13 protein-coding genes are annotated in these 19,187 nt (G+C 71.0%); 4 read left to right on the top strand and 9 right to left on the bottom strand.

The features are described 5' to 3' along the window. Positions 1-388: 388 nt before the first annotated feature. Positions 389-985 (top strand): helix-turn-helix domain-containing protein, encoded by a 597-nt coding sequence (locus OHS17_RS33185; RefSeq protein WP_330315512.1) that lies wholly within the window; start codon positions 389-391, stop codon positions 983-985. Positions 986-1,146: 161 nt separating this feature from the next. On the opposite strand, the gene OHS17_RS33180 is transcribed toward OHS17_RS33185, so the two are convergent. From OHS17_RS33180 to OHS17_RS33140, 9 genes are all read right to left on the bottom strand, one after another. Continuing rightward, a complete protein-coding gene (locus OHS17_RS33180; RefSeq protein ID WP_330315511.1) occupies positions 1,147-2,517 on the bottom strand; it encodes a cytochrome P450 in 1,371 nt (456 codons plus the stop codon). Then, a complete protein-coding gene (locus tag OHS17_RS33175; protein WP_330315510.1) occupies positions 2,514-3,497 on the bottom strand; it encodes a DUF1702 family protein in 984 nt (327 codons plus the stop codon). Before OHS17_RS33175 ends, OHS17_RS33180 begins: the two co-directional genes overlap by 4 nt. Positions 3,498-3,499: 2 nt before the next feature. Next, complete coding sequence (locus OHS17_RS33170; protein WP_330315509.1) at positions 3,500-4,498, bottom strand: DUF1702 family protein; 999 nt, start codon at positions 4,496-4,498, stop codon at positions 3,500-3,502. Positions 4,499-4,537: 39 nt separating this feature from the next. Continuing rightward, complete coding sequence (locus OHS17_RS33165; RefSeq protein WP_330315508.1) at positions 4,538-5,083, bottom strand: flavin reductase family protein; 546 nt, start codon at positions 5,081-5,083, stop codon at positions 4,538-4,540. Next, complete coding sequence (locus OHS17_RS33160) at positions 5,080-5,553, bottom strand: acyl-CoA thioesterase (RefSeq protein WP_330315507.1); 474 nt, start codon at positions 5,551-5,553, stop codon at positions 5,080-5,082. Before OHS17_RS33160 ends, OHS17_RS33165 begins: the two co-directional genes overlap by 4 nt. Positions 5,554-5,555: 2 nt before the next feature. Further along, entirely contained in the window at positions 5,556-11,450 is a 5,895-nt protein-coding gene (locus OHS17_RS33155) for a type I polyketide synthase (protein WP_330315506.1), read from the bottom strand. Continuing rightward, the gene (locus OHS17_RS33150) at positions 11,447-12,442 is read right to left on the bottom strand and encodes an enediyne biosynthesis protein (RefSeq protein ID WP_330315505.1); all 996 of its coding nucleotides are present in this window, start codon (positions 12,440-12,442) and stop codon (positions 11,447-11,449) included. Before OHS17_RS33150 ends, OHS17_RS33155 begins: the two co-directional genes overlap by 4 nt. Next, on the bottom strand, positions 12,439-14,424 hold the full coding sequence (locus OHS17_RS33145; protein ID WP_330315504.1) for an ASPIC/UnbV domain-containing protein: 1,986 nt from the start codon (positions 14,422-14,424) through the stop codon (positions 12,439-12,441). Before OHS17_RS33145 ends, OHS17_RS33150 begins: the two co-directional genes overlap by 4 nt. Positions 14,425-14,744: 320 nt before the next feature. After that, positions 14,745-15,392, bottom strand: a complete 648-nt coding sequence (locus OHS17_RS33140) for a TetR/AcrR family transcriptional regulator (RefSeq protein WP_026171889.1) — start codon at positions 15,390-15,392, stop codon at positions 14,745-14,747. Between the two features lie 76 nt (positions 15,393-15,468). Here OHS17_RS33140 and OHS17_RS33135 point away from each other — a divergent pair, with 76 nt between their 5' ends. The 3 genes from OHS17_RS33135 (at position 15,469) to OHS17_RS33125 (ending at position 19,181) form a co-directional block, all read left to right on the top strand. Continuing rightward, positions 15,469-16,827, top strand: coding sequence for a carotenoid oxygenase family protein (locus OHS17_RS33135; protein WP_330315503.1), 1,359 nt, complete (start codon positions 15,469-15,471; stop codon positions 16,825-16,827). 139 nt (positions 16,828-16,966) lie between these two features. Beyond that, the gene (locus OHS17_RS33130) at positions 16,967-18,499 is read left to right on the top strand and encodes an ArnT family glycosyltransferase (RefSeq protein ID WP_330315502.1); all 1,533 of its coding nucleotides are present in this window, start codon (positions 16,967-16,969) and stop codon (positions 18,497-18,499) included. Positions 18,500-18,524: 25 nt separating this feature from the next. Then, on the top strand, positions 18,525-19,181 hold the full coding sequence (locus OHS17_RS33125; RefSeq protein WP_330315501.1) for a maleylpyruvate isomerase N-terminal domain-containing protein: 657 nt from the start codon (positions 18,525-18,527) through the stop codon (positions 19,179-19,181). Positions 19,182-19,187 lie beyond the last annotated feature (6 nt).

Here is a 19,187-nt window from a genome sequence, read left to right as displayed (position 1 = left end):
GGCTGTGATGGTCGGGTGCAGCTTTTTCGGTGTCCTGCGGGAATATTCAGGCACCAGGCGAATTCGAGTCCTTGCCGAGAGCGAATCGTGGAGGGCCACGGCCGAAGCAGCCCTCCATGCCATGCCTCCCATCTCACGTTTTCCGCGTGCTGCGACGACCGTCCAGGGCCTTGCGAGAGGGGTGACGGCACCCCAGGAAACGACATGTACCGAAGTGTTGGACCACCTTGATCAAGCCCCGCTACCGCGATGTAAAAATAAGAGGGGCACCCTCATTTTTTTCCACAGGGGCAACTGTTCCCACTTCGCCACCTCGGTACACATCAAGCACCGCACGGAAGTACGCGACTCGCAAAAATGTGCGAGCCGGAGGATATTTGGAGACATCATGGTGAAACAGGACAGAGCTTTACGGACGCGCACCGCCATCATCCGGGCCGCGGCTGTCGAATTCGGCCAAAGCGGCTACGACGGCACATCGCTCGCCCGCATCAGCAAGACCGCGGGCGTATCCATGGGCTCACTGGGCTTCCACTTCGTGACGAAGGCGGAGATGGCGGACGCCATCCAGGAGGAGGGCGGCCATCTCATCCGGGCCCTCGTGGAGCAGGTGACCGTACGGACGGAGCCACCGCTCACGCGGGTCGCCGATCTCGCGCTCGACCTCGTCCGCCTCTTGGAGACGGAGCCGTCGGTCCGTGCCACGGCCCGTCTCGCCCGGGAACGGGCCGCCCCTTCCGTCTGGCCCAGCAGTTGGCTGTCGGCCGTGCAGGACCTCCTCACCGAAGCCCACACGGCCGACCAGCTCCGCAACAGCGCCCGGCCCGGGGACGTCACCTCGCTGGTGGAGCACCTCATCAACGGGGCCGAGGCGCATCTGTACGCAAGACCGGAGACCGAGCAAGGACACGAAGGGATCGTGAGGCAGCTCGAACGTGTCTGGAACCTCGCCCTGACGGGCGTATCACGGGAACAACTGGCTTGAACGGCGCCAGCGGACAGGTCCTTGTACCTGTGAAGTGATTTTGAATGAGTGAGGGCCTTCCGGGTTCGGTGTGGATTGCGATATCTGCATGAACAACCAGAAGGCCCTCATGCCGCCCGTAATGCCCCCCTGGCCGAGACCAGGCAGGAGTCCTCCGGGCGTCAGGCTTTCCGCACGGACATCCGCAGGCCCCCGCGTACACGCAGCGAGAGCATCGGCTCGGGCACCACGGACGCGCCCTTCGGCAGCACCAGGCGGAGTTCACGCATGACCATCGCGATGACGAACACCGCTTCCATCATCCCGAGGTGGTTCCCCACGCAGAACCGCGGTCCGGCGCCGAACGGGATGTACGCGTAGCGGGGGCGCTGCGCCCGTCGCCGCCGGTCGAAGCGCTCCGGGTCGAAGCGTTCGGGCTGCTCCCAGAACCCGGGGTGCCGGTGCAGCGTGTAGGGGCACACCACCACGTCGGCGCCCTTGGGAATGCCGTATCCGGCGATGACGTCGGGGGCCTGGGCGATCCGGGAGAGCATCCATACCGGCGGGTAGAGCCGCATGGTCTCCTCCACCACCATGGAGGTGTACGTCAGCCGGTGCAGGTCCTCGTACTCAGGCAGCCGGTCGCCGAGCACGCTGCGGGCCTCGTCGCGCAGCCGCTCGGCCACCTCGGGGTTCTGGTCGATGAGGTGGAAGGCCCAGCTGAGGGTGCTGGCCGTGGTCTCGTGCCCGGCGAGCAGCAGGGTGACCAGCTCGTCGCGCAGCCTGCGCCGCGCGACCCGCGGGTCCTGTTCGGCGTGCACGGATTCGAGCAGCCGGGAGAGCACGTCGTCGGTGTCTCCGCCGGAGCGCGACGCGCGTTCCGCCGCCAGCTTCTCGGTCACCTTCTGCAACCGGGCCCGGGCGGCGCGGAAGCGGAGCTGCTGGGGCAGCGGCAGGAACTGCGGGACCGCCCCCAGGGTGACGACCTCGAACATCGCCTGGTCCTGTACGGCCTCGAAGTCGTGGCCGATCGAGGTGTGGCCGCTCAGATCCTCGTCGAGCAGGGTGCGCCCGAGCACGCCGAGGGTCAGCTCGGTCATCTCGCCCGTGATGTCCACCGGCCCGGTCCCCGTACGGGAGCGCAGCCGGCCGACCATCCGGGCGGCCTCCTCGGCCACGACCTCGGCCTGGGCCGCGATCCGTTTGGCCTGGAACGCGGGCTGGATCACCCGGCGCTGTTCCCGCCACAGCTCGCCCTCGCTGGTCAGCAGTCCGTCACCGAGCGCCCGGCGGGCCTGGTGCAGGCCGATGCCCTTGTGGTAGTTCGCCGGGTTGTCGGCGAGCACGTATTTGGCGTAGTCGGGATGGTTGAAGAAGTAGAGCGTCTTGGGGCCGATCGCGACCCGGACGGCATCGCCGTAGCCGTCCGCGGCCGTGCGCATGAGCGCGAGCCGATCGCGCAGGAGCATGTTGAGCAACTTGAAGGTGGCCAGCCGGGAGGGGCCGGGAGGGACCCGCCGGGTCCCGGTCGCTTCGGCCTGGGTGGCGGTCACAGGGCCCGGCCCTCCGCGCCGGCGGTGAGCCGTTCGGCGATCCGGCAGCGCCAGATCTCGTAGGCCGGCGTGTCCCGGTCGGCGCCGGGACCGGGCCGCGACTCGCGGCAGACGGCGACGGCCTGCTCGGGGGTGGTGCCGCACAGCACCTCGGTGGCCAGCGCGGTGTGCGCGTTGTCCAGCCCGGCCTCGACGCGCGCGGTGGCGGCGAACGCGGAGCCCTGGGCGACCCATTGGCGGTGCTTCCCGGACCGCTCCAGGAAGAGCTGAAGTTCCTCCTTGCCGACGCCCCCGGCGTACGTGGCGGCCAGGGCCGCCCCCGCGTAGAGGTCGGCGTGCCGGTCCTCGGGGAACGCGTCGAGCAGAGCGGTGATCCGCTCGACGTCGGTCCCGCCGACGAACCAGGCGGCGCGGCCGACCCCTTGGTCGATGACCCGGTTGGCGTACGGGGAGCGAGGGGCGCCGGGCCAGGTGAAGCCGGGGTCCTGATACTGCCCGTGGACGTACTGGTCGGTGCGGAAATACGCCTGGTGGAAGCCGTATCCGTCGAGCGCGAGCCAGCGCAGCAGCGGGTCGGCGAGGTACATCCGCGACCAGCGGAACCGCGGCACCCGGGCCATGGCCCAGCCGACGCCCACGTAGGCCATGTAGGCGTGCTTCGAAGCCTCGCCGTCCAGGAAGCGTTCCACGTGCCGGCTGCCGCCGATCGGCAGTCCGTCACGCACCGCCATCCCCATCGCGGCCCCCTCGTACGCGAACCCGCGGAACTCCGCCGGTACGGTTTCGAGCCCGGCTTCGGCGTCCGCGGTCGATGAGGACGCGGCGGCGTGGGCATAGCCGGTCAGGAAGGACTCGCCGACCATTTCGAGCCGTTCGCGCGCCTCGGGGCTCTTCTCGTGGAAGCCGCGGGTGGACAGCTTGGTCTCGTTCATGCTCGGGGTCAGCAGGCGGCTGCGGAGCCGGCCGAACTGATTCGCCATTTCTACTCCTCGTGGGAAGGGGTGACGACCGTGCTCAGCCACTGCGTGCGGATGTTCCGGCGCCACAGCTCGTATTGCGGCTCGGGTCCGGTGCCGGTGCGCTCGACCTCGGTGCGGTCGGCCAGATCCACGGCCTCCTCGATGCCCAGTCCGGTCAGCGCGGACGCCGCCGCGACCGTGTGCCCGGGTACGAAGTCCGCGTAGTGCCGCGCCTTGACGGCGAACACCGCGCCGACCGCGAGGTCCCCGGCGTAGCCGTCACGGGCGGCCGTGTCCCGCATCCGGCCGAGCTCCGCGGCCGTCGCGCCGCCCGCGAAGGTCGCGGCGAGACCGACGCCGCTCCACAGGTCGGCCCGCCGGTCCTCGGCGAACCGTGCCACGGCCGCGGCCACCGCGGTCGGGCGGCCGCCGTGGATGAACCACAGTGCCCGTCCGATGCCCTGGTCGACGGCCCGCAGGAAGTAGCCGGGGTGCCCTTCCCAGGGGTAGGGCACGGGGCGCTGCTGCTGGTCGACCCAGCGCGCCGTATGGAAGTACGCGAGGTCGAAGCCGTATCCGTCGACGGCCAGCCAGCTCATCGTGGGGTGGAACGGGATGTCGCTGAGGTCGGGCAGTATCTTCCGCCACAGCGGGCGGGGCAGCCGCGCCATGGCGAATCCGATGCCTATGTAGGCCAGGAAGAAGTGCGGGCGGCCGGAGCCGAGGATCAGCTCCCCGGTCCGGTGCCCGCGTATCGTGTCGCGCACGGTGAACGCCATGGCGGCCCCCTCGTACGCGAAGCCCCGCATCTCGGGTTCGACCATCGCCAGCCGCTGTTCCACCTCCGCGGTCCCCCGGGACTCGATGCCCCACTCGAATCCGACGACGACCGACTGGGGGATCATCTCCAGCCGGTCCGTGGCCGGGGTCCGGGTGACGGGGAACTTCCGGCCGGCGAAGCTGACCGAGTGCAGCGAAGGGGCGAGCACGAGCCTACGCAGCGAACCGAGCGGTGTGGCCATCTGGCACCTCTCCCTTGGTGGTCGGTCTCGGCGGTCCGGTCAGGCCGGCAGCTGGTGGAATCCGCCGCCGAAATACAGCAGCGGGTCGTCGGTCTCCCCGCGCCCGATGTCGAGCACCGAGCCCAGGAAGATGGAATGGTCACCGCCGTCGTACACCGCCGCAAGGCCGCATTCCAGCCATGCCTGAGCGTCGGTCAGGACGGGGGCCCCGGTGTGCTGTCCCGGCGTGGAGTCGACCGTCTCGAACTCACGGGAGCCGCGTGGCCTGCCGCGGTCCGCGAAGTACTTGGCCACATCCCGCTGATGGCCCGCCAGGACCGAGACCGCGAACGCCTTCTCGGTGAGGATGGCGTCGTGCAGCGCCGCCGTGCGCTTGACGCACACCAGGATCATCGGCGGTTCGAGCGAGACGGAGGTGAAGGAGTTCGCGGTCATGCCCTGGGGGGTGTCCCGGCCCGTGGTGAGGACGGTGACCCCGGTGGCGAAGCGCCCCAGCACACCGCGCAGTTCACCGAGTGCGAGATCCGGGCCCGTCGGGTCCGCCGCGGGCGGCGGGCCCACGGAAAGCCGGTCTACGAGGGTCATGTCCCGGCCCCGCTCGTCGTACCGATGAGCTGCCCCTGCCCGGGTGCGGCGTACGGCGCGAGCGCGTTGCGCAGCGCCTCCGGCACCCGTGCCGGGCGGGTGTCCGCGTTGGGGCCGCGCATGCACGCGATCCGTTGCCGGCCCCTGGCCACGAGGTCCTCGGTCCCGTCCGGTCGCACCCGGACGTAGTCGAAGCTGAAGGCCACCTGGGTCTGGGTCAGGTCGTCGAGGCGCATACGGATGGACAGCTCGTCGAACGCCGTGATCTCCGCGAAGAACTCGCAGTCGACCTTGAGGGTGAAGAGCTTCAGGTCGTCCTGGATGTCCGCGAGCACTTCGGGTGCGCGCTCGTGCAGGAACATCTCCCGGCACCGGCCCTGCCATCGCAGGTAGTTGACGTAGTAGACGTTGCCGACCAGGTTGGTGTCCTCGAACCCGACCAGGTGGCGGTACTCGTAGTACGGCGACATCGTTAGTCGTTCCTCTCCACGGGCTGGGCCATGAGCGCGAAGACGACGGGCTCACCGACCCCTTCCAGGGATGTCGGGAAGGTCGCGATGCGGGCCTCTCCCGAGCGCAGCACCACCCAGTGCTTCTCGGCATCGGGTGTGCTGTCCACCGTGAGCGCGGCGACCGCACGTCCGCTCTTGCGCAGGCACTCGACCGCGCTCCACACCCGGGTGGCCGCGACCGACGGCTCCTCGTGGTGCTCGGCCGCGATCAGTCGGGCGAGAGCGGTGCCTTCCGCTCCGAGCATCCCCGCCCACTCCTCCGGGGAGCGGTGCTCGGCCTGCTGTACGTCGCAGGCCACCGGTGCCTCGCTGGTCACCACCAGGGTCACCCCCGCGCCGTGCGAGGCGGAGATCCGCGGTCCGCCCGCGATCTCGGGCCTGCCGTCCGGGCGGTGGTCCACCGTGGTCCGGCGGCCCAGGGCCCAGCCGGCGGCCTCCGCGGTGGCCTTCCGGCGGGCGGTCAGCCCTTCCCCGGGTGCCTCGCCGTCGGGCCGGACGACACACCGTACGGCCTCGGGCAGGAGCCTTTCGGCGCGCCGCTCCAGGTAGGGGCCGAGCAGGGCGGGCTGCCAGGGACCGGTGCCGTCCTGCTTGCGGACTGCCTGGAGGACCAGCCCCTCCCAGCGTTCGACCAGGGTGCCGAGCTCGTCGCGGACGTCGAGGTTGTAGACGTACGTGTCCCCGTTGCGCGACCGCTCCCGCGCGTGCAGCGTCACCTGCTTGTCGCCGCGCGCGGCGGCGGGGTCCGCCAGGTGGAGGCGTTCCACGCTCACCGGGAGCAGCGTGGCGTCCGGTACGCAGCACTGGATGGAGTGCATCAGCGCGTCCCGTGTCCCCGGGTCGGCGAGGACGAGTTCGTCGGGCAGGTGCCGGGCGAACCAGGGGAGGGTGGCCATGTCCGCGATCTCGGCGACACACTCCTTGGCGGCCAGTTGGCGGTAGCCGGCGAGGCGCTGGAAGCGCGCCCCCTGGAAGAGGACCGGTCCGTAGAGGTCCCGTGCGGGATCCAGCGGGATGCGCGGTGCGTCGTCGGATACGGGGACGGGCCCGGCGTCCTCCGGCTCCGGGCGGTCGTAGCGGAGCGTGGCGCGGAAGTGGTCGGCCTGGAAGCCGGTCTCGCTGCTGCGGATGACGGCCTTCACGGCCCCGGGGCTCTCGGCCAGCACCGCGACCTTGATGGTGGTCCGGCCGTCCGGGGGTACGACGATCGGGCGGAGGAACTCCATGTCCTCAAGGACGGGCGCGCCCTCGAACCCGGTGAGCGCCGCGGCCGCCTGGGCCATGGCCTCCATGCCGAGCACCGCGGGGAACAGCAGGTCGCCGTCGAGCTCGTGGTCGGACAGATAGGGGTCGTCGGAGGCGCTGAGATCGGAGTCGACGACCAGTTCGATGCCCGGGTAGTGGGCCTGCGGGCGGTCCACGAAGCGCATGAGCGGCAGGTCGGCGGTCTCCAGGGTCAGTGTGGGCAGGCCGCCGGCCCGTCCCATCACCACCAGGGCGGACGGCGTCCGCCCCTCGGCGAGCAGCTGCTTGAGCATGGCCACGCCGTCCTCGGTGGGGATCGGCTCGATGCCCTCCCGGACCAGCGACTCCAGCACGCCAAGCCGTTCGCCCATTCCGGCCCCGGACCAGACGGACCACTCCAGTGCCACACAGCGGCAGTCGGGGTAGTCCTCCTGCACCCGCAGGGTCAGGTCCGTGAGCCAGTCGTTGGCGGTGGCGTAGTCCCCCTCGCCACGCAGCCCGGCCCGGCCGATGATGCTGCCGAACGTCAGCAGGAGACGCAGGGCGGCCGGGTCGACGGCGGTGAGCACGTTCTCCAGACCGGTGATCTTCGTGGCGAGCGTGCGGCGGAACGACGCCTCGTCCAGGTTGGCGAGGGCGTGCGGTTCGTTGCGGCCGGCGCCGTGCAGCACGGCGGTGACCGGTCCGAGCGCGTCGCCGATCTCGGCGACCGCCGCCTTGACCTCGTCGCCGGAGGTGACGTCGGCGCTCACGTAACGGAAGTTGACGCCCGCCGCGGTCATCCGGCGCAGGTTGGCCCGCAGTTCCGGGTCGGTCGCCGGGTCGGACCGGCCGAGCAGGCCGACTCCGGCTCCGGTGCCGACGGCGAGGGCGAGGGCGCATTCCGCCGTGATGCCCTTGCCGCCGCCGGTCACCAGCAGGACGTCCCCGGCCCCGAGCGCCTGCCCCGCCCCGGCGTCCGCGTCACGCTCACCGGCCGGGGAGGCATGGGGCAGCGCGCGGAGGACGGGTACGGTGCGAAGGCCGTCGGGCCCGTAGCGGACCTCGCTGAATCCGCTGGTCGCCGCGACGTCGGTGACGATGCGGGCGCTCAGTTCGCGGGCGCGGTCGGCCGGCATGTCGTCGGGCAGCGGCAGGGTGACGACGGTGGTCGCGATGTCCGGCGCCTCCAGGTGCAGGGTCTTGGCCAGACCTGCGGCGCCGCGCCGGTCCCCCACCGCCAGGAAGCGGGAGGCGCCGCGGGAGAGCGCGGCACGGACGGCGGCGATCATCAGCGGGGTGTGGTTCTCGTCGCAGTCCCTGGGCAGGCACAGCAGCACGCCGCCGCCGAGCCCCGCGGTGGACAGCGCCTCGTGGAGCGCGGGCGCGAGCGGGTGCCGTTCGGATGCGAACAGCTCCCAGTCCCCGTGCCCGGCGGACCCCCACACGGTGGCTGGGCCCGGCTCGGTGGGCACCAGGTCGATGGCGAAGGCGCGCACCCAAGGGGCGACGCCCTGGGCGATCCGGGACTCCTCCGCCCCGTCGTCGGCCTTGCCGGTCTCCCGCAGCCCGTCCAGCAGGCCCGCGAGCTCGGCCAGCGTGGAGGTGGCGAACGCCGTGGTCACCATGGGGGCTGTGATGCCGAGTTCCTGGGCCGCGCGGTTCATGATCTGGGTCACGGTGATGGAGCTCAGATGCAGTTCGTCGAGCGGGTTGCTGTGCGGGTTGACCGCTTCCAGGGGGAGTTCGGCACGCTCCGCGGCCAGCCGCAGGACCACCGAGAGGCTGTCGCCTTCGCCGCCCGTGGCGTCTGCCGTGGTCTCGTCCGCCTGCGCGGGGGCGGGCGGCTCGTCCACGCGTACGTCGGTGAAGCGCAGGTCGACGTCGGGGGTGGACTCGGCCGGGCTGGCGAAGAAGCGGAACTCCTTGTCCAGGGGCAGCGGCCGGGTGAAGCGGCCCTTGAACAACGCGCCGGACTCCAGGCGCGCGCCGAGGGCGTACGCGGCCGCTGCGGCGGTCAGCAGTCCGGACAGCGAGGTGCTGTCGGCGTCGAGCGAGACGACGGGCACACCGGGCGCGATGTCCTCGGCCAGTCCTCGCAGGATCTTCCCCGGGCCGACTTCGAGCAGCAGGTCGACCTCGGCGGACAGGGTCTGGACCGCTTCGGCGAAGCGCACCGGCTGCCGCACCTGCCGGGTCAGCAGCTCCGGCACATCGGTGTCGGCCGTGACCTCGTCGGCGGTGACCGTCGAGATCATGCGGCGGGCGGGCGGAGTGAACTCCTGCGCCCGCAGGAAGGTCCCGAGGGCTTCGGCCGCGGGGGCGACGGCCTCGGAGTGGAACGCGTGCGAGACGTTGACGGCCGCGGTGCCCAGTCCCCGGGCGGAGGCGGCGGCGCAGACCCGCTGGACGGCGTCGGCGGGGCCGGAGATCACGGTCTGCCGGGGGCCGTTGTAGCCGGCGATCACGACCGGTTCACCGGCCAGCAGCGGTTCGACGTCGTCGGCGGGGGCGGAGATGCCCGCCATGCCGCCGCCGCCCGCGCTCGCCGCCGCCATGAGCCGGCCGCGTTCCGCCGCGATCCGCAGCACCGAGGCTTCGTCCGTGGCTCCCGCCCAGTGCAGGGCGGTGACCTCGCCGAGGCTGTGACCGGCCGCGCCCACCGCCTCGATGCCCAGGTCGGAGAGCACCCGCAGGGCCGCGAGGGAGGAGGTGACGATGCGCGGCTGGGCCACCGCCGTGTCGGCCAGGTCGCCTTCGGCGGGCAGCGGGTGAGCGCGGTACAGCTCGTCGACGGCTGCGAAGCGGCGGCGCAGCGCACCGCCGTCCGCGCGCCGGCCGGCTCCCTGGCCGGGGAAGAGGAACCCGATGCGGGCCTGTGGCGTGGCACCGCCGAGGAACACTCCGCCGTCGATGTCGAGCGCCGACCGGGCCCCGCCGTCCAGCAGCGTGAGGAGCTTGGTGAAGCGCTTTTCCGCCTGTTCCGGGGTGGCCGCGACGACGGCGGCCCGGACCGGCCGGCCGTCGAGGTCGCTCTGAAGGGTGGCGGCGAGGTCGCCCAGTTCCGCGAAGGACAGCTTCTGGACGAAGGCGGCCAGGTGGGTGGCCTTCCCGCGCAGCTCGGCCGTCGTCTCGGCGTCGAGCAGCAGCAGTTCCGTGTCCTGCCGTGACCGTACGAGCTGCCGGGTGACGCGGCCGACGGCCTCCTTGCGTACTCCGTCGGCGTGTTCGACCACCACGTGGGCGTTGATCCCGCCGAATCCCATGGAGGAGACACCGGCGCGGATGGGGGCGCCCTCGGGCCACAGCTCCGCGTCGCCGGGGACCCGCAGGGCCGGCCGGTCGCCGGTGAGTTCGGGGTGCGGGTCCACGTGGCTGGTCGCGGGCGGGATGACCTGGTGGCGTACGGCGAGGATGGCCTTGATGAGTCCGGCGACGCCTGCCGCGGCCTTGGTGTGCCCGAAGTTGCCCTTCACTGTGCTGATGGCGGCGGGTTCCGTGTCGGGGTCGGCGGCGCGGCGTGCTTCCGAGAAGGCGCGCAGTTCGGTGGCGTCGCCCACGGCCGTACCGGTGCCGTGGCCTTCGAAGTAGCCGACGGTCTCGATGCCGAACCCGGCGGCGGCGTAGGCCCGCTGGAGGGCCAGGCGGTGTCCGCTGGCCTCGGGCCGGGTGATCCCTCCCCGGCCGTCGGAGGAGTAGCCCCAGCCGGCGACGTTGGCGTAGCGGAACCTGCCCTGCGCGACGGCGTCCCGGTCGCGCATGAGGACGAGCATGCCGCAGCCCTCACCGGGCCAGAAGCCGTTGGACCCGCGGTCGTAGACGCGCATCTCACCGGTGGCGAGGGCGCCCGTCTTGGCGAAGCCGATGACTTCGAAGGGGTCGATGCTGAGATCCACCCCGCCGACCACGGCAACGTCGAGCCGGCCGTCGGCCAGGGCGTCGCACGCGGTGGCGACGGAGAGCAGCGACGAGGAGCAGGCCCCGTCGACGGTGAACCCGCCGCCCTTGAGGTCGAAGTGGTTGCAGATCCGTCCGGCGATGGTGTTGGCGAGGCCGCCGGCCAGGGAGTCCTCACCGATCGGCGGGAAGGGGCTCTTGTAGCGCTCCTCCAGCTCGCCCAGGAACTTCGCCAGCGCGTCGTCGTCCCAGCCCTGCTCGCGCAGTGCGGCGCCGACGGTGCGGCGCACGTAGGGCCAGCGCAGCCGCATCAGGTTGGCCCTGCTGAATTCGCCGGTCAGGGTGTTGCCGAGGATGACCCCGGTGTTGAGGTCGCCGAGCCCTTCGCCCAGCGGGAATCCCGCGTCCTCCAGGGCCCGGGCGGCCGTGTCGAGCGCGAGCCAGTGCGTCATGTCGGTGGCGCGGAAGGTGCTGCCCGCGACGCGGTATTTGACCCGGTCGAATGCGAAGCCGTCGATGACGGCGGCCTTGCTGGAGTAGAAGCGGTCCGGGGCCGCGGGGTCGGGCGAGTAGTAGTCCTCGGCGCGCATGCGCTCGTCCGGCAGTCTGCGGAAGGCTCGCCGACCGGCCAGGACGTTCTGCCACAGTTCCTCGTGGCTGTCCGCATCGGGGTAGCGGCAGGCCATACCGACGACGGCGATCCCGGAGGGCTGCGTAGGGGGGGAGGACGTCATGCGGCCACCGCCTCGATCGTGGTCTTGTCATCGACCGCCCGGCTCGGGCCGCCGGCTTGGCCGCCCCCGGAGATCCCGGATGCCTTGCGGCGCTGGATGAAGTGGGCGACCCACCAGCCGATGCCGCGCAGGGCGCAGACCGCGGTGGTGGCGAAGAAGAGGGTGTAGACGACGTTGAAGAGCATCATCACGCCGTAGACCATGGCGACCGACGACCCGAACATGAACTGGTTGCGCCCCTTGGTGGGGGTGGTGCCCGGGTCGGTGATCATGTAGTTGGTGAAGAGGATGAAGGCCACACCGCTCATCGGTCCGAGCGCGGAGGCCAGGGCCACGTCCCAGAACCAGTGCCGGATCAGGGCCTGGATCACGAAGGCGCCGAGCCAGCCGACGATCAGCGCGGTCCGCTTCGTGAGCGCCGTGTTGATGATGGTTCCGGCGGTGGCGATGATCAGCGGAATCGCCATCCGGAAGAATGTGTCGGCGTTCTCGGTGAACTCGTAGGGCGGCGCGATGCTCACCCATGATCCGAAACAGACGAGCGCGAGAGTGATGCCGAAGTTCGACGGATTCATGAAGTGCCGCATACGGCCCGCGACGGGTGCCTGGAGAGCGTGCTTGCCCGCGACACCCACGAACACGCCGAAGAGAACCGGCAGAATCTGATTGTTCGCGTACAGCAGCATGTTCACGGCCAGCGCGGTGATATGCGAGGGCAGCAGGAACTCGTAGAGTCCGCGGAATCCCTTGCCCTGGTAGCGCGGCGAGCGGCGCTGTGCCCAGGAACTCAGCAATTCCAGGAGGATCTCGGTCACATATCCGGTGACGATCGCGATGATGGGCCACAGCCACGGCTGCTCGAAACCGAGCACGGTATAGCCGAGGATGTTGAACACGCTCATCGAGATGGCGAAGTTGCGCAGCGCGAGGTAACGCGGGTCGCGCTTGGCCGCCGGCGGGGAGCCGGCTGGGGGAGAGGCGACGTCGGTCATCGGTTGGCAACCTCCTGCGCGGTGTCGGTCAGCATGAACGTGTGGGTGCCGGGGGTGAGCTTCTGGGTGGTGCGGTGCCTGCCGCCGTCCGCGTCGCGCCAGGAGAGCTCCACGGTCGCCGGACCGGTGTGGGTGCCGAGCCCGAAGTGCACGTCGAAGCTGCGGAATCCGCTGTGCCCGCCGCCGCCGTCGAGGTGGGAGACCTGGGTACCGGCGGCCGTGGTGACCTTGACGGTGGCGCCGTAGGCCGGCGCGCCGATGTTCGCGATGCCCTTACCTGCGTCCTTGTCCGAGCCGGTGGCCGGCCGGTACAGCCGCAGGCCGAGGTACTGGCCCTTCGCGGGCGCCTCGTTGGCGTAGAAGGCCGGCGGGCCCCACTGCCGCGCGACGGCGAAGTCGAGCGTTCCGGTCCCGGTGGTGTCGCCGGTGGCGAGTGCCCTGGTCGGGGTCTCGACGTCCAGACCGAGCTGCTTGGAGACGTTGGCGTACTTGCCGCTCTCGGTCTTCGCGTAGAAGCCGAGTATGTCGTCACCGGCGATGTCGTCACCGGGCTGGACGTTCGGCCACATCTTCGGGTTGGACAGCAGGTTGTCGTTGGCCATGGCCATCTCCTGGAGCCAGGGCCAGCGGTCGATCTTGCCCTTCACGAAGCCGGTGGCCTGGAGGATCGACAGATCACCGTTGTTCAGGAAGTCGGCCATCTTGGTGTCCCAGCCCCAGCCGGTCCACGCGACGCCGTGCTCCTGCGCCTCCTGCTTGAACGGTGCCTCGCCGTCGGCCAGCTTGCGGGCCATCGCGGCCTCGTCGCGGGCGTTGTTCTTCCAGAGGAAGTTGCTCTCCTCCAGACCCCACGCGACGGTGATGTTGCTGACCATCATGTCGAAGCTGCCGTTGTGGTCGACGTCGGCGAAGTCGACGCCCATGCCCTTGAACGAGCCCTTGCCGAGCACGAAGGACTTGGGCGTGGTCGGCGTGCGCTTGCCGGTGGCCTCGGTGAACTTGATGTGCCCGGGGGTCGACCGGTTGTAGAGCAGGTGGTCGTGGCCGAAGTCGTCGGCGATGTACAGCTCGGGCAGGTCGTCGCCGGTCAGGTCGGCCCCGGCGACCGCGAGGGTCCAGCCGGTGGACGCCTTGTAGGGGATGGCCCCCTTCTCCTCCACGAAGGAGACACCGGGCTCGTCACCGGTGGTCGCGTCCGTCCAGCGCATGACGTGGTCGCCGCCCGCGTTCTTCGAGTTGGACAGCGAGTCGTTCATGCCCACGTTGTCGAGACCGTTCGGGTCGAGCACGTCCGAGTCCCGGAAGTAGTTCCCCACGACGACGGACGGGTGTCCGCTGCCGTCCATGTCACCGACGTACAGGGCGTCGGTGTTCCAGCGGGGGCCGTGGTAGGCGCCGTCGATGCTCTTGGACGGCACCACCTCGCGGGCCACGTACGCGTCGGGCGACAGCGTGGTCGCACTCTCCTTGGCCATGAAGGCGATCGGAGTACGGCCCCAGTAGGAGACCATCAGGTCCATCCTGCCGTCGCCGTTGAAGTCGCCGGGCGCGCAGCCGGTGGGCGCCATGGCGTCATCCATCGGGAGCGGGGACCCGTCGAGGACGAACGGGGTGAACCGGTCCTCCTTGACGGCGTTCGGCGTGTACGTCACGACGACCTGATCCGTACGGGTGTCGACGATGCACATGCCGTCGGCCTTGCCGTTGCCGACCAGGTCGTTGATCGCGATACCGGCACCCACGGATGAGATCCAGGACCGGATCTTCTCGTACGCCGGGTTCACCTTGCGGACCGTATTCATCGGTTGCGAGTTGTAACCGGGCGGCAGCGCGATGGGTATTTCCTGGAACTTGTACTTTGCGGCGGCCTCGTCACCGCCCGCCACTGCGACGGAACTCCGGACCGCAAAGAACAGGGACGCGGCCACCAGCACCGTCACTACACCTGGCGTTATTCTGCGAAATCGCTCGCGTTGATTCATCGCACTCCCCCTCACTTACCACAAAGAGCTGGACGGCTTGTCCTGCACGGGTTCGCGTTCCGAGAATGAGCGACGGCAGCGCGCACTGCCTCTCCGACATTGCTTGAAGCGGGTCCGGCCTCGGCGGACTACTCGATGTCGGCGTAAGAGAGCATTCTCGAAGGAGGTTCATCGCGGGAGAAGCCGTGACGCCGAGTCACGGATTTACGCGAGCGTGCTGTCCACGCGGTCGTACGGTCCCGGCGGCCGCGCTGTCCCGAGGCCGTACTAGGGGTTGTCCCGCTCCACGGCCGGCCTCTGCGGGCTGAATCCGCACCCCCTCAGGGGGCGTCCGTGCCGTCGCAGCTCTGCCGCAGCGCGGCGGCCACCGTGTCCCGGGCCGCGCCGACGCTCACGAGGAGGCCGGTGAGCTGGGCCTCGAAGCAGACGTTCGCGTCGTACGGCTCGACCAGGTAGTCGCCGAGTTCGAGCGTCACGAGACCGTGCAGCGCGACCCACAGCTGATGGGCCACCAGGTACGCGTCCCCCGGGTGCAGCCGGCCCGTCTCCATGCCGCGCTCCACCGCCCGCACCAGGACGTTGAGGGTGTAGCGGCCGTGCTGGCGGTCCTCCGTGGTCAGCGAGAAGCCGCCCAGGACGGCGCCCCCGAACATCACCCCGTAGAGGTGGCGATGCTCCAGCGCGTTGCACCGGTAGGCCACCCCGAGGGAGCAGATGTCGGTGACCGGGTCCGACGACTCCGGCACCTCTCGCAGTCGCCGGTCGAGCAGCCGGAAGCCCTCCTTGACCATGGCCCTGACCAGGTCGCTCTTTCCGCCGAAGTGCGTGTACACCGCCGTCGTTGAGGCACCCACCGCCGCGGCGAGACGACGGGTCGACAGCGCGGCGGGACCCTCCTCGGCGAGGAGCTGTGCCGCGGCTTCGAGGAGTTGTACGCCAAGAGCGGGATTCGCTGTCCGTGGGCTCACGGTTGACATCCTGTCATGCCGGTGCAACGCTGCCATAACGATGTTACGTAACAGCGATTCGTGAGGATGGACAGCAATGCCCACTCATCACCGGCACAGCACGTCACATCTGCTGAGCAGCGGCTACCGGCCGGTTCGCGAAGAGGTGACCCTGCCCTTCCCGGCGGTGAGCGGACAGCTGCCCGCCGAGCTCGACGGCACCTTCCTGCGGATCGGCCCCAACACGATGGACGGCCACGACCCGGCCGTCGACCACTCCTTCGCCGGCGACGCGATGGTGCACGGCCTGCGCCTGCGCGGCGGCCGCGCCGAGTGGTACCGCAACCGCTGGGTGCGCACGGACCGCGTGGCACGCGCCCTCGGCGAACTCCCCGCGCCCGGCCCGCGTCACGGCCTGTCGGACAACACCAACTGCGCGATCGTCCGGCACGCCGGGCACACCCTCGCGCTCGCCGACGGCGGCGCGCTGCCCACCCGGCTCGGCGACCGGCTGGAAACGCTCGACCGGGTCGACTTCGACGGCACCCTGCCCGGCGGCTTCAGCGCCCACCCCGTCGTTGATCCGCTCACCCAGGAGATGCACGCGGTGGCGTACGAGCCGGGCCGCCCCGGGGTCGACCACCTGACGCTGGACGCGTCGGGGCGGGTACGCCGACGCGAGAACATCACGGTGAAGGACACCCCGATGATGCACGCCTTCTCGCTGACGGACCGCGAGGCAATCATCTACGACCTGCCGGTCACCTACGACGCCCGGGCGGCGGCCGCGGGTTCACGCGTCCCGTACACCTGGAACGACAGCCATGAGGCTCGCCTCGGCATACTCCCCCGGGAGGGCACGGACGCCGACGTGCGGTGGATGAGCATCGCCCCGTGCTTCGTCTTCCATCCCGTCAACGCGTACAGCCGTGGCCGCCACATCGTCATCGACGTCATCCGCCACGAGCGCGCCTTCGACCGCGACCCCCTGCATCCCAGCGAGTCGGCGCCCACCCTGTGGCGCTGGACCGTGGACCGGGCCGGCGGCCTCGTGACCGAGGACCGGCTGTCCGGCGAGACCCAGGAGTTCCCCCGCATCGACGACCGGTACGCGGGCTCCCCGTACCGCTACGCCTTTACGGTGGAGCTGCACCCGGACCAGGGCGCCGCGCTCGCCGGGCCCGCGCTGCTGCGCCACGACCTCGTGACAGGCCGCGTCGACCGGCACCGCTTCGGGCCGGGCCGCGAGGGCGGCGAAGCGGTCTTTGTACCCCGCTCCGCCCGTGCCCCGGAGGGAGACGGCTATCTGCTCAGCGCCGTCTACGACACCGCCTCCGGCACCAGCGACCTCGTCGTCATCGACACGGCGGACTTCACCGGGCGGCCCGTCGCCGTCGTGAAGCTTCCGGTACGCATCCCGCACGGCTTCCACGCGCAGTGGGTGGCCGGGAGCTGACGGCGAGGGCAGGGTTGGCAGACACCCGCCGCCACAGTGGACGACCTCGCCTGGCCTTAGGGTGTGGGCGGCCCGCGGTACACGGGCCGCCCGGGCTGCGGACGACGCCCCGGGACGCCGGCACCGGGGGACGGACGACATGGCGGACGAGACGGACATACCCGCACCCGACACTGCGAGCCACCCCCTGGCCCCGCCCGACCGCCGCGTGCTTCTCGTCGCCGCCGGGGTCTTCGTCCTCCTCATGGCTCTGTCCACGCGCTACGGCTTCCACATCGACGAGCTGTACTTCCTCGACAGCGCCCGGCACCTCCAGGCGAGTTACGTGGACCAGCCGGTCCTGGCCCCGCTGCTGGCGCGCGTCTCGCTGGAGCTGTTCGGCGTTTCGGAGGCCGGGCTGCGGCTCTGGCCCGCGCTCGCCGCGGCGGGCACGGTGGTCGTGGGCGGGCTGACGGCGCGGGAGCTCGGCGGCGCCCGGCGGACGCAGCTCCTCGCGGCGGTCGCGACCGCCGCCATGCCCGTGCTCCTGGGCGGCGCGCACCTCGCCAACACCACGGCGTACGAGGTGCTGGCCTGGGCGGCCATCGCGCTCGTGGTCGTACGGATCGGCCGCACCGGCGACACCCGCTGGTGGCTCGCGGCCGGGGCGCTCGTCGGCATCGGCGCCGAGTTCAACCATCTCGCCGGCATCTTCGGGATCGTTCTGGTGGCCGCCGTCCTCCTCGGCCCGGCCCGGCGCACGGTGGCCGACCGGTGGCTCCTGGCGGGAGCCGTGCTCGCCGTGCTGCTGGTGCTGCCGGACCTGTGGTGGCAGGCGCACCACGACTGGGCCATGTTCGAGATGACCCGGGCGCTCAACGAGAAGAACGGCGGCCCAGGGAACATCCTCACCTGGATCGTCGGGCAGCTCGCCACGGCCGGGTTCGCCACGGCGGTCCTGTGGTTCGGCGGCCTGCGCTTCCTCTGGCGCTCGGGGCGGCCCCTGTGGCAGTGCCTGGTCGCTGCGTACGCCGTGCTGTTCGTGGTGTTCGCCGTGACGACGGGCGCCCAGATCTACTACCTGGGCGGGCTGTACGTGTGCCTGCTGGCGGCCGGTGCCGTCGGGCTCGACGGATGGCTGCGTGCCCGCCGCGACCGTATGCGCTCCCTCACGATCGCGACCGCCGTCTCCACCGCGGTGCTCGCCGTCATCGTCCTGCCTGTCCTGCCGCCGGGCGCGGTCGCCTGGACGTACGGCGTCAGCACCAACACCGGGGAGACCCTCGGCTGGCCCCAACTCGTCGGCACCGTGCGCCAGGTGTGGGACGGCCTCCCCCAGGAGCAGCGCGCCCACGCGGTGATCTACACGGCCGACTACGGAGAAGCGGGCGCCATCAACGAACTCGGGCGCGGCACCGGCCTTCCGCAGGCCGTGAGCGCCCACAACACCGACTGGTGGTGGGGCCCCGGCGACCCGGCCGCCACCACGGTCCTGGCCGTCGCCCCCGGCCCGGAGCACGCCCCCGGCTACGAGGCCCAGCTGCGCCGGTACTTCCGGCACGTCACCGTGGCCGCCGGCCTCACCAACCCGTACGGCATGCACAACGTGGAATGGGGCGGACACGTCTACGTCTGTACGGGGCCGCGCCACCCCTGGGCCGAGATGTGGCCGCAGCTGCGTCACTACGGATGAGGCGCACACCCCCTAGCGTGGGCGCATGCATTCCTTTTCGCGTTCCTGGACGGCGCTGCTCGACGCCGTGGCCGGTCTTCCCGACGAGGACTTCGACAAACCCTCGGGCTGTACGGGGTGGCTCGTCCGGGACCTGGTGTGTCACCTGGTCATCGACGCGCAGGACGTCCTGATCACCCTGGTCACCCCCGCCGACGCGCCCGCCACGACCGACGCGCCCGGCTACTGGACGCTGCTCCCCGAACCCCCGAAGGGCGACGACCCGCTCGACGCCCTGATCCCCCGGCTGGCGGCCGCGTACGGCGAACCGCGCTGGCTCAAGCACCACATCGACGACGTCGGCACGGCGGCCGTCCGCGCCGCCGGTCTCGCGGACCCGGCCGCCCGGGTCCGTACGCAGGACATGGTCCTCACGGTCGCCGACTACCTCTCCGCGTACGTCCTCGAAGGCACCCTGCACCACCTCGACCTCGTGGCCCACCTGCCCGCCGCCCCCGGGCCGCCCACCGAGACCCTGGCCGTGGCCCGGACCGCGCTGGAGGCGGTCGCGGGCGCCGCGTTCCCCGCCTCGCTCACCGACGCCGACGCACTGCGGACCGGCACGGGCCGCAGCACACCGACCCCCGCGCAGACGGCCGACCTGGGCGCCCTGGCGGCACGGCTCCCGCTCATCCTCGGCTGACACCCC

Source organism: Streptomyces sp. NBC_00523, from assembly GCF_036346615.1.
Classification (GTDB): domain Bacteria; phylum Actinomycetota; class Actinomycetes; order Streptomycetales; family Streptomycetaceae; genus Streptomyces.
Note: the sequence above shows the minus strand (reverse complement) of the source record. Positions and strands in the feature narration are given on the sequence as shown.

Excerpts from the sequence above, each read along its gene's own strand:
- OHS17_RS33160 (WP_330315507.1), bottom strand. The coding sequence starts at position 5,553 with ATGTCGCCGTACTACGAGTACCGCCACCTGGTCGGGTTCGAGGACACC.
- OHS17_RS33175 (WP_330315510.1), bottom strand. The coding sequence starts at position 3,497 with ATGGCGAATCAGTTCGGCCGGCTCCGCAGCCGCCTGCTGACCCCGAGC.
- OHS17_RS33185 (WP_330315512.1), top strand. The coding sequence starts at position 389 with ATGGTGAAACAGGACAGAGCTTTACGGACGCGCACCGCCATCATCCGG.
- OHS17_RS33135 (WP_330315503.1), top strand. The coding sequence starts at position 15,469 with ATGCCCACTCATCACCGGCACAGCACGTCACATCTGCTGAGCAGCGGC.
- OHS17_RS33155 (WP_330315506.1), bottom strand. The coding sequence starts at position 11,450 with ATGACGTCCTCCCCCCCTACGCAGCCCTCCGGGATCGCCGTCGTCGGT.
- OHS17_RS33125 (WP_330315501.1), top strand. The coding sequence starts at position 18,525 with ATGCATTCCTTTTCGCGTTCCTGGACGGCGCTGCTCGACGCCGTGGCC.
- OHS17_RS33150 (WP_330315505.1), bottom strand. The coding sequence starts at position 12,442 with ATGACCGACGTCGCCTCTCCCCCAGCCGGCTCCCCGCCGGCGGCCAAG.
- OHS17_RS33145 (WP_330315504.1), bottom strand. The coding sequence starts at position 14,424 with ATGAATCAACGCGAGCGATTTCGCAGAATAACGCCAGGTGTAGTGACG.
- OHS17_RS33130 (WP_330315502.1), top strand. The coding sequence starts at position 16,967 with ATGGCGGACGAGACGGACATACCCGCACCCGACACTGCGAGCCACCCC.
- OHS17_RS33165 (WP_330315508.1), bottom strand. The coding sequence starts at position 5,083 with ATGACCCTCGTAGACCGGCTTTCCGTGGGCCCGCCGCCCGCGGCGGAC.
- OHS17_RS33170 (WP_330315509.1), bottom strand. The coding sequence starts at position 4,498 with ATGGCCACACCGCTCGGTTCGCTGCGTAGGCTCGTGCTCGCCCCTTCG.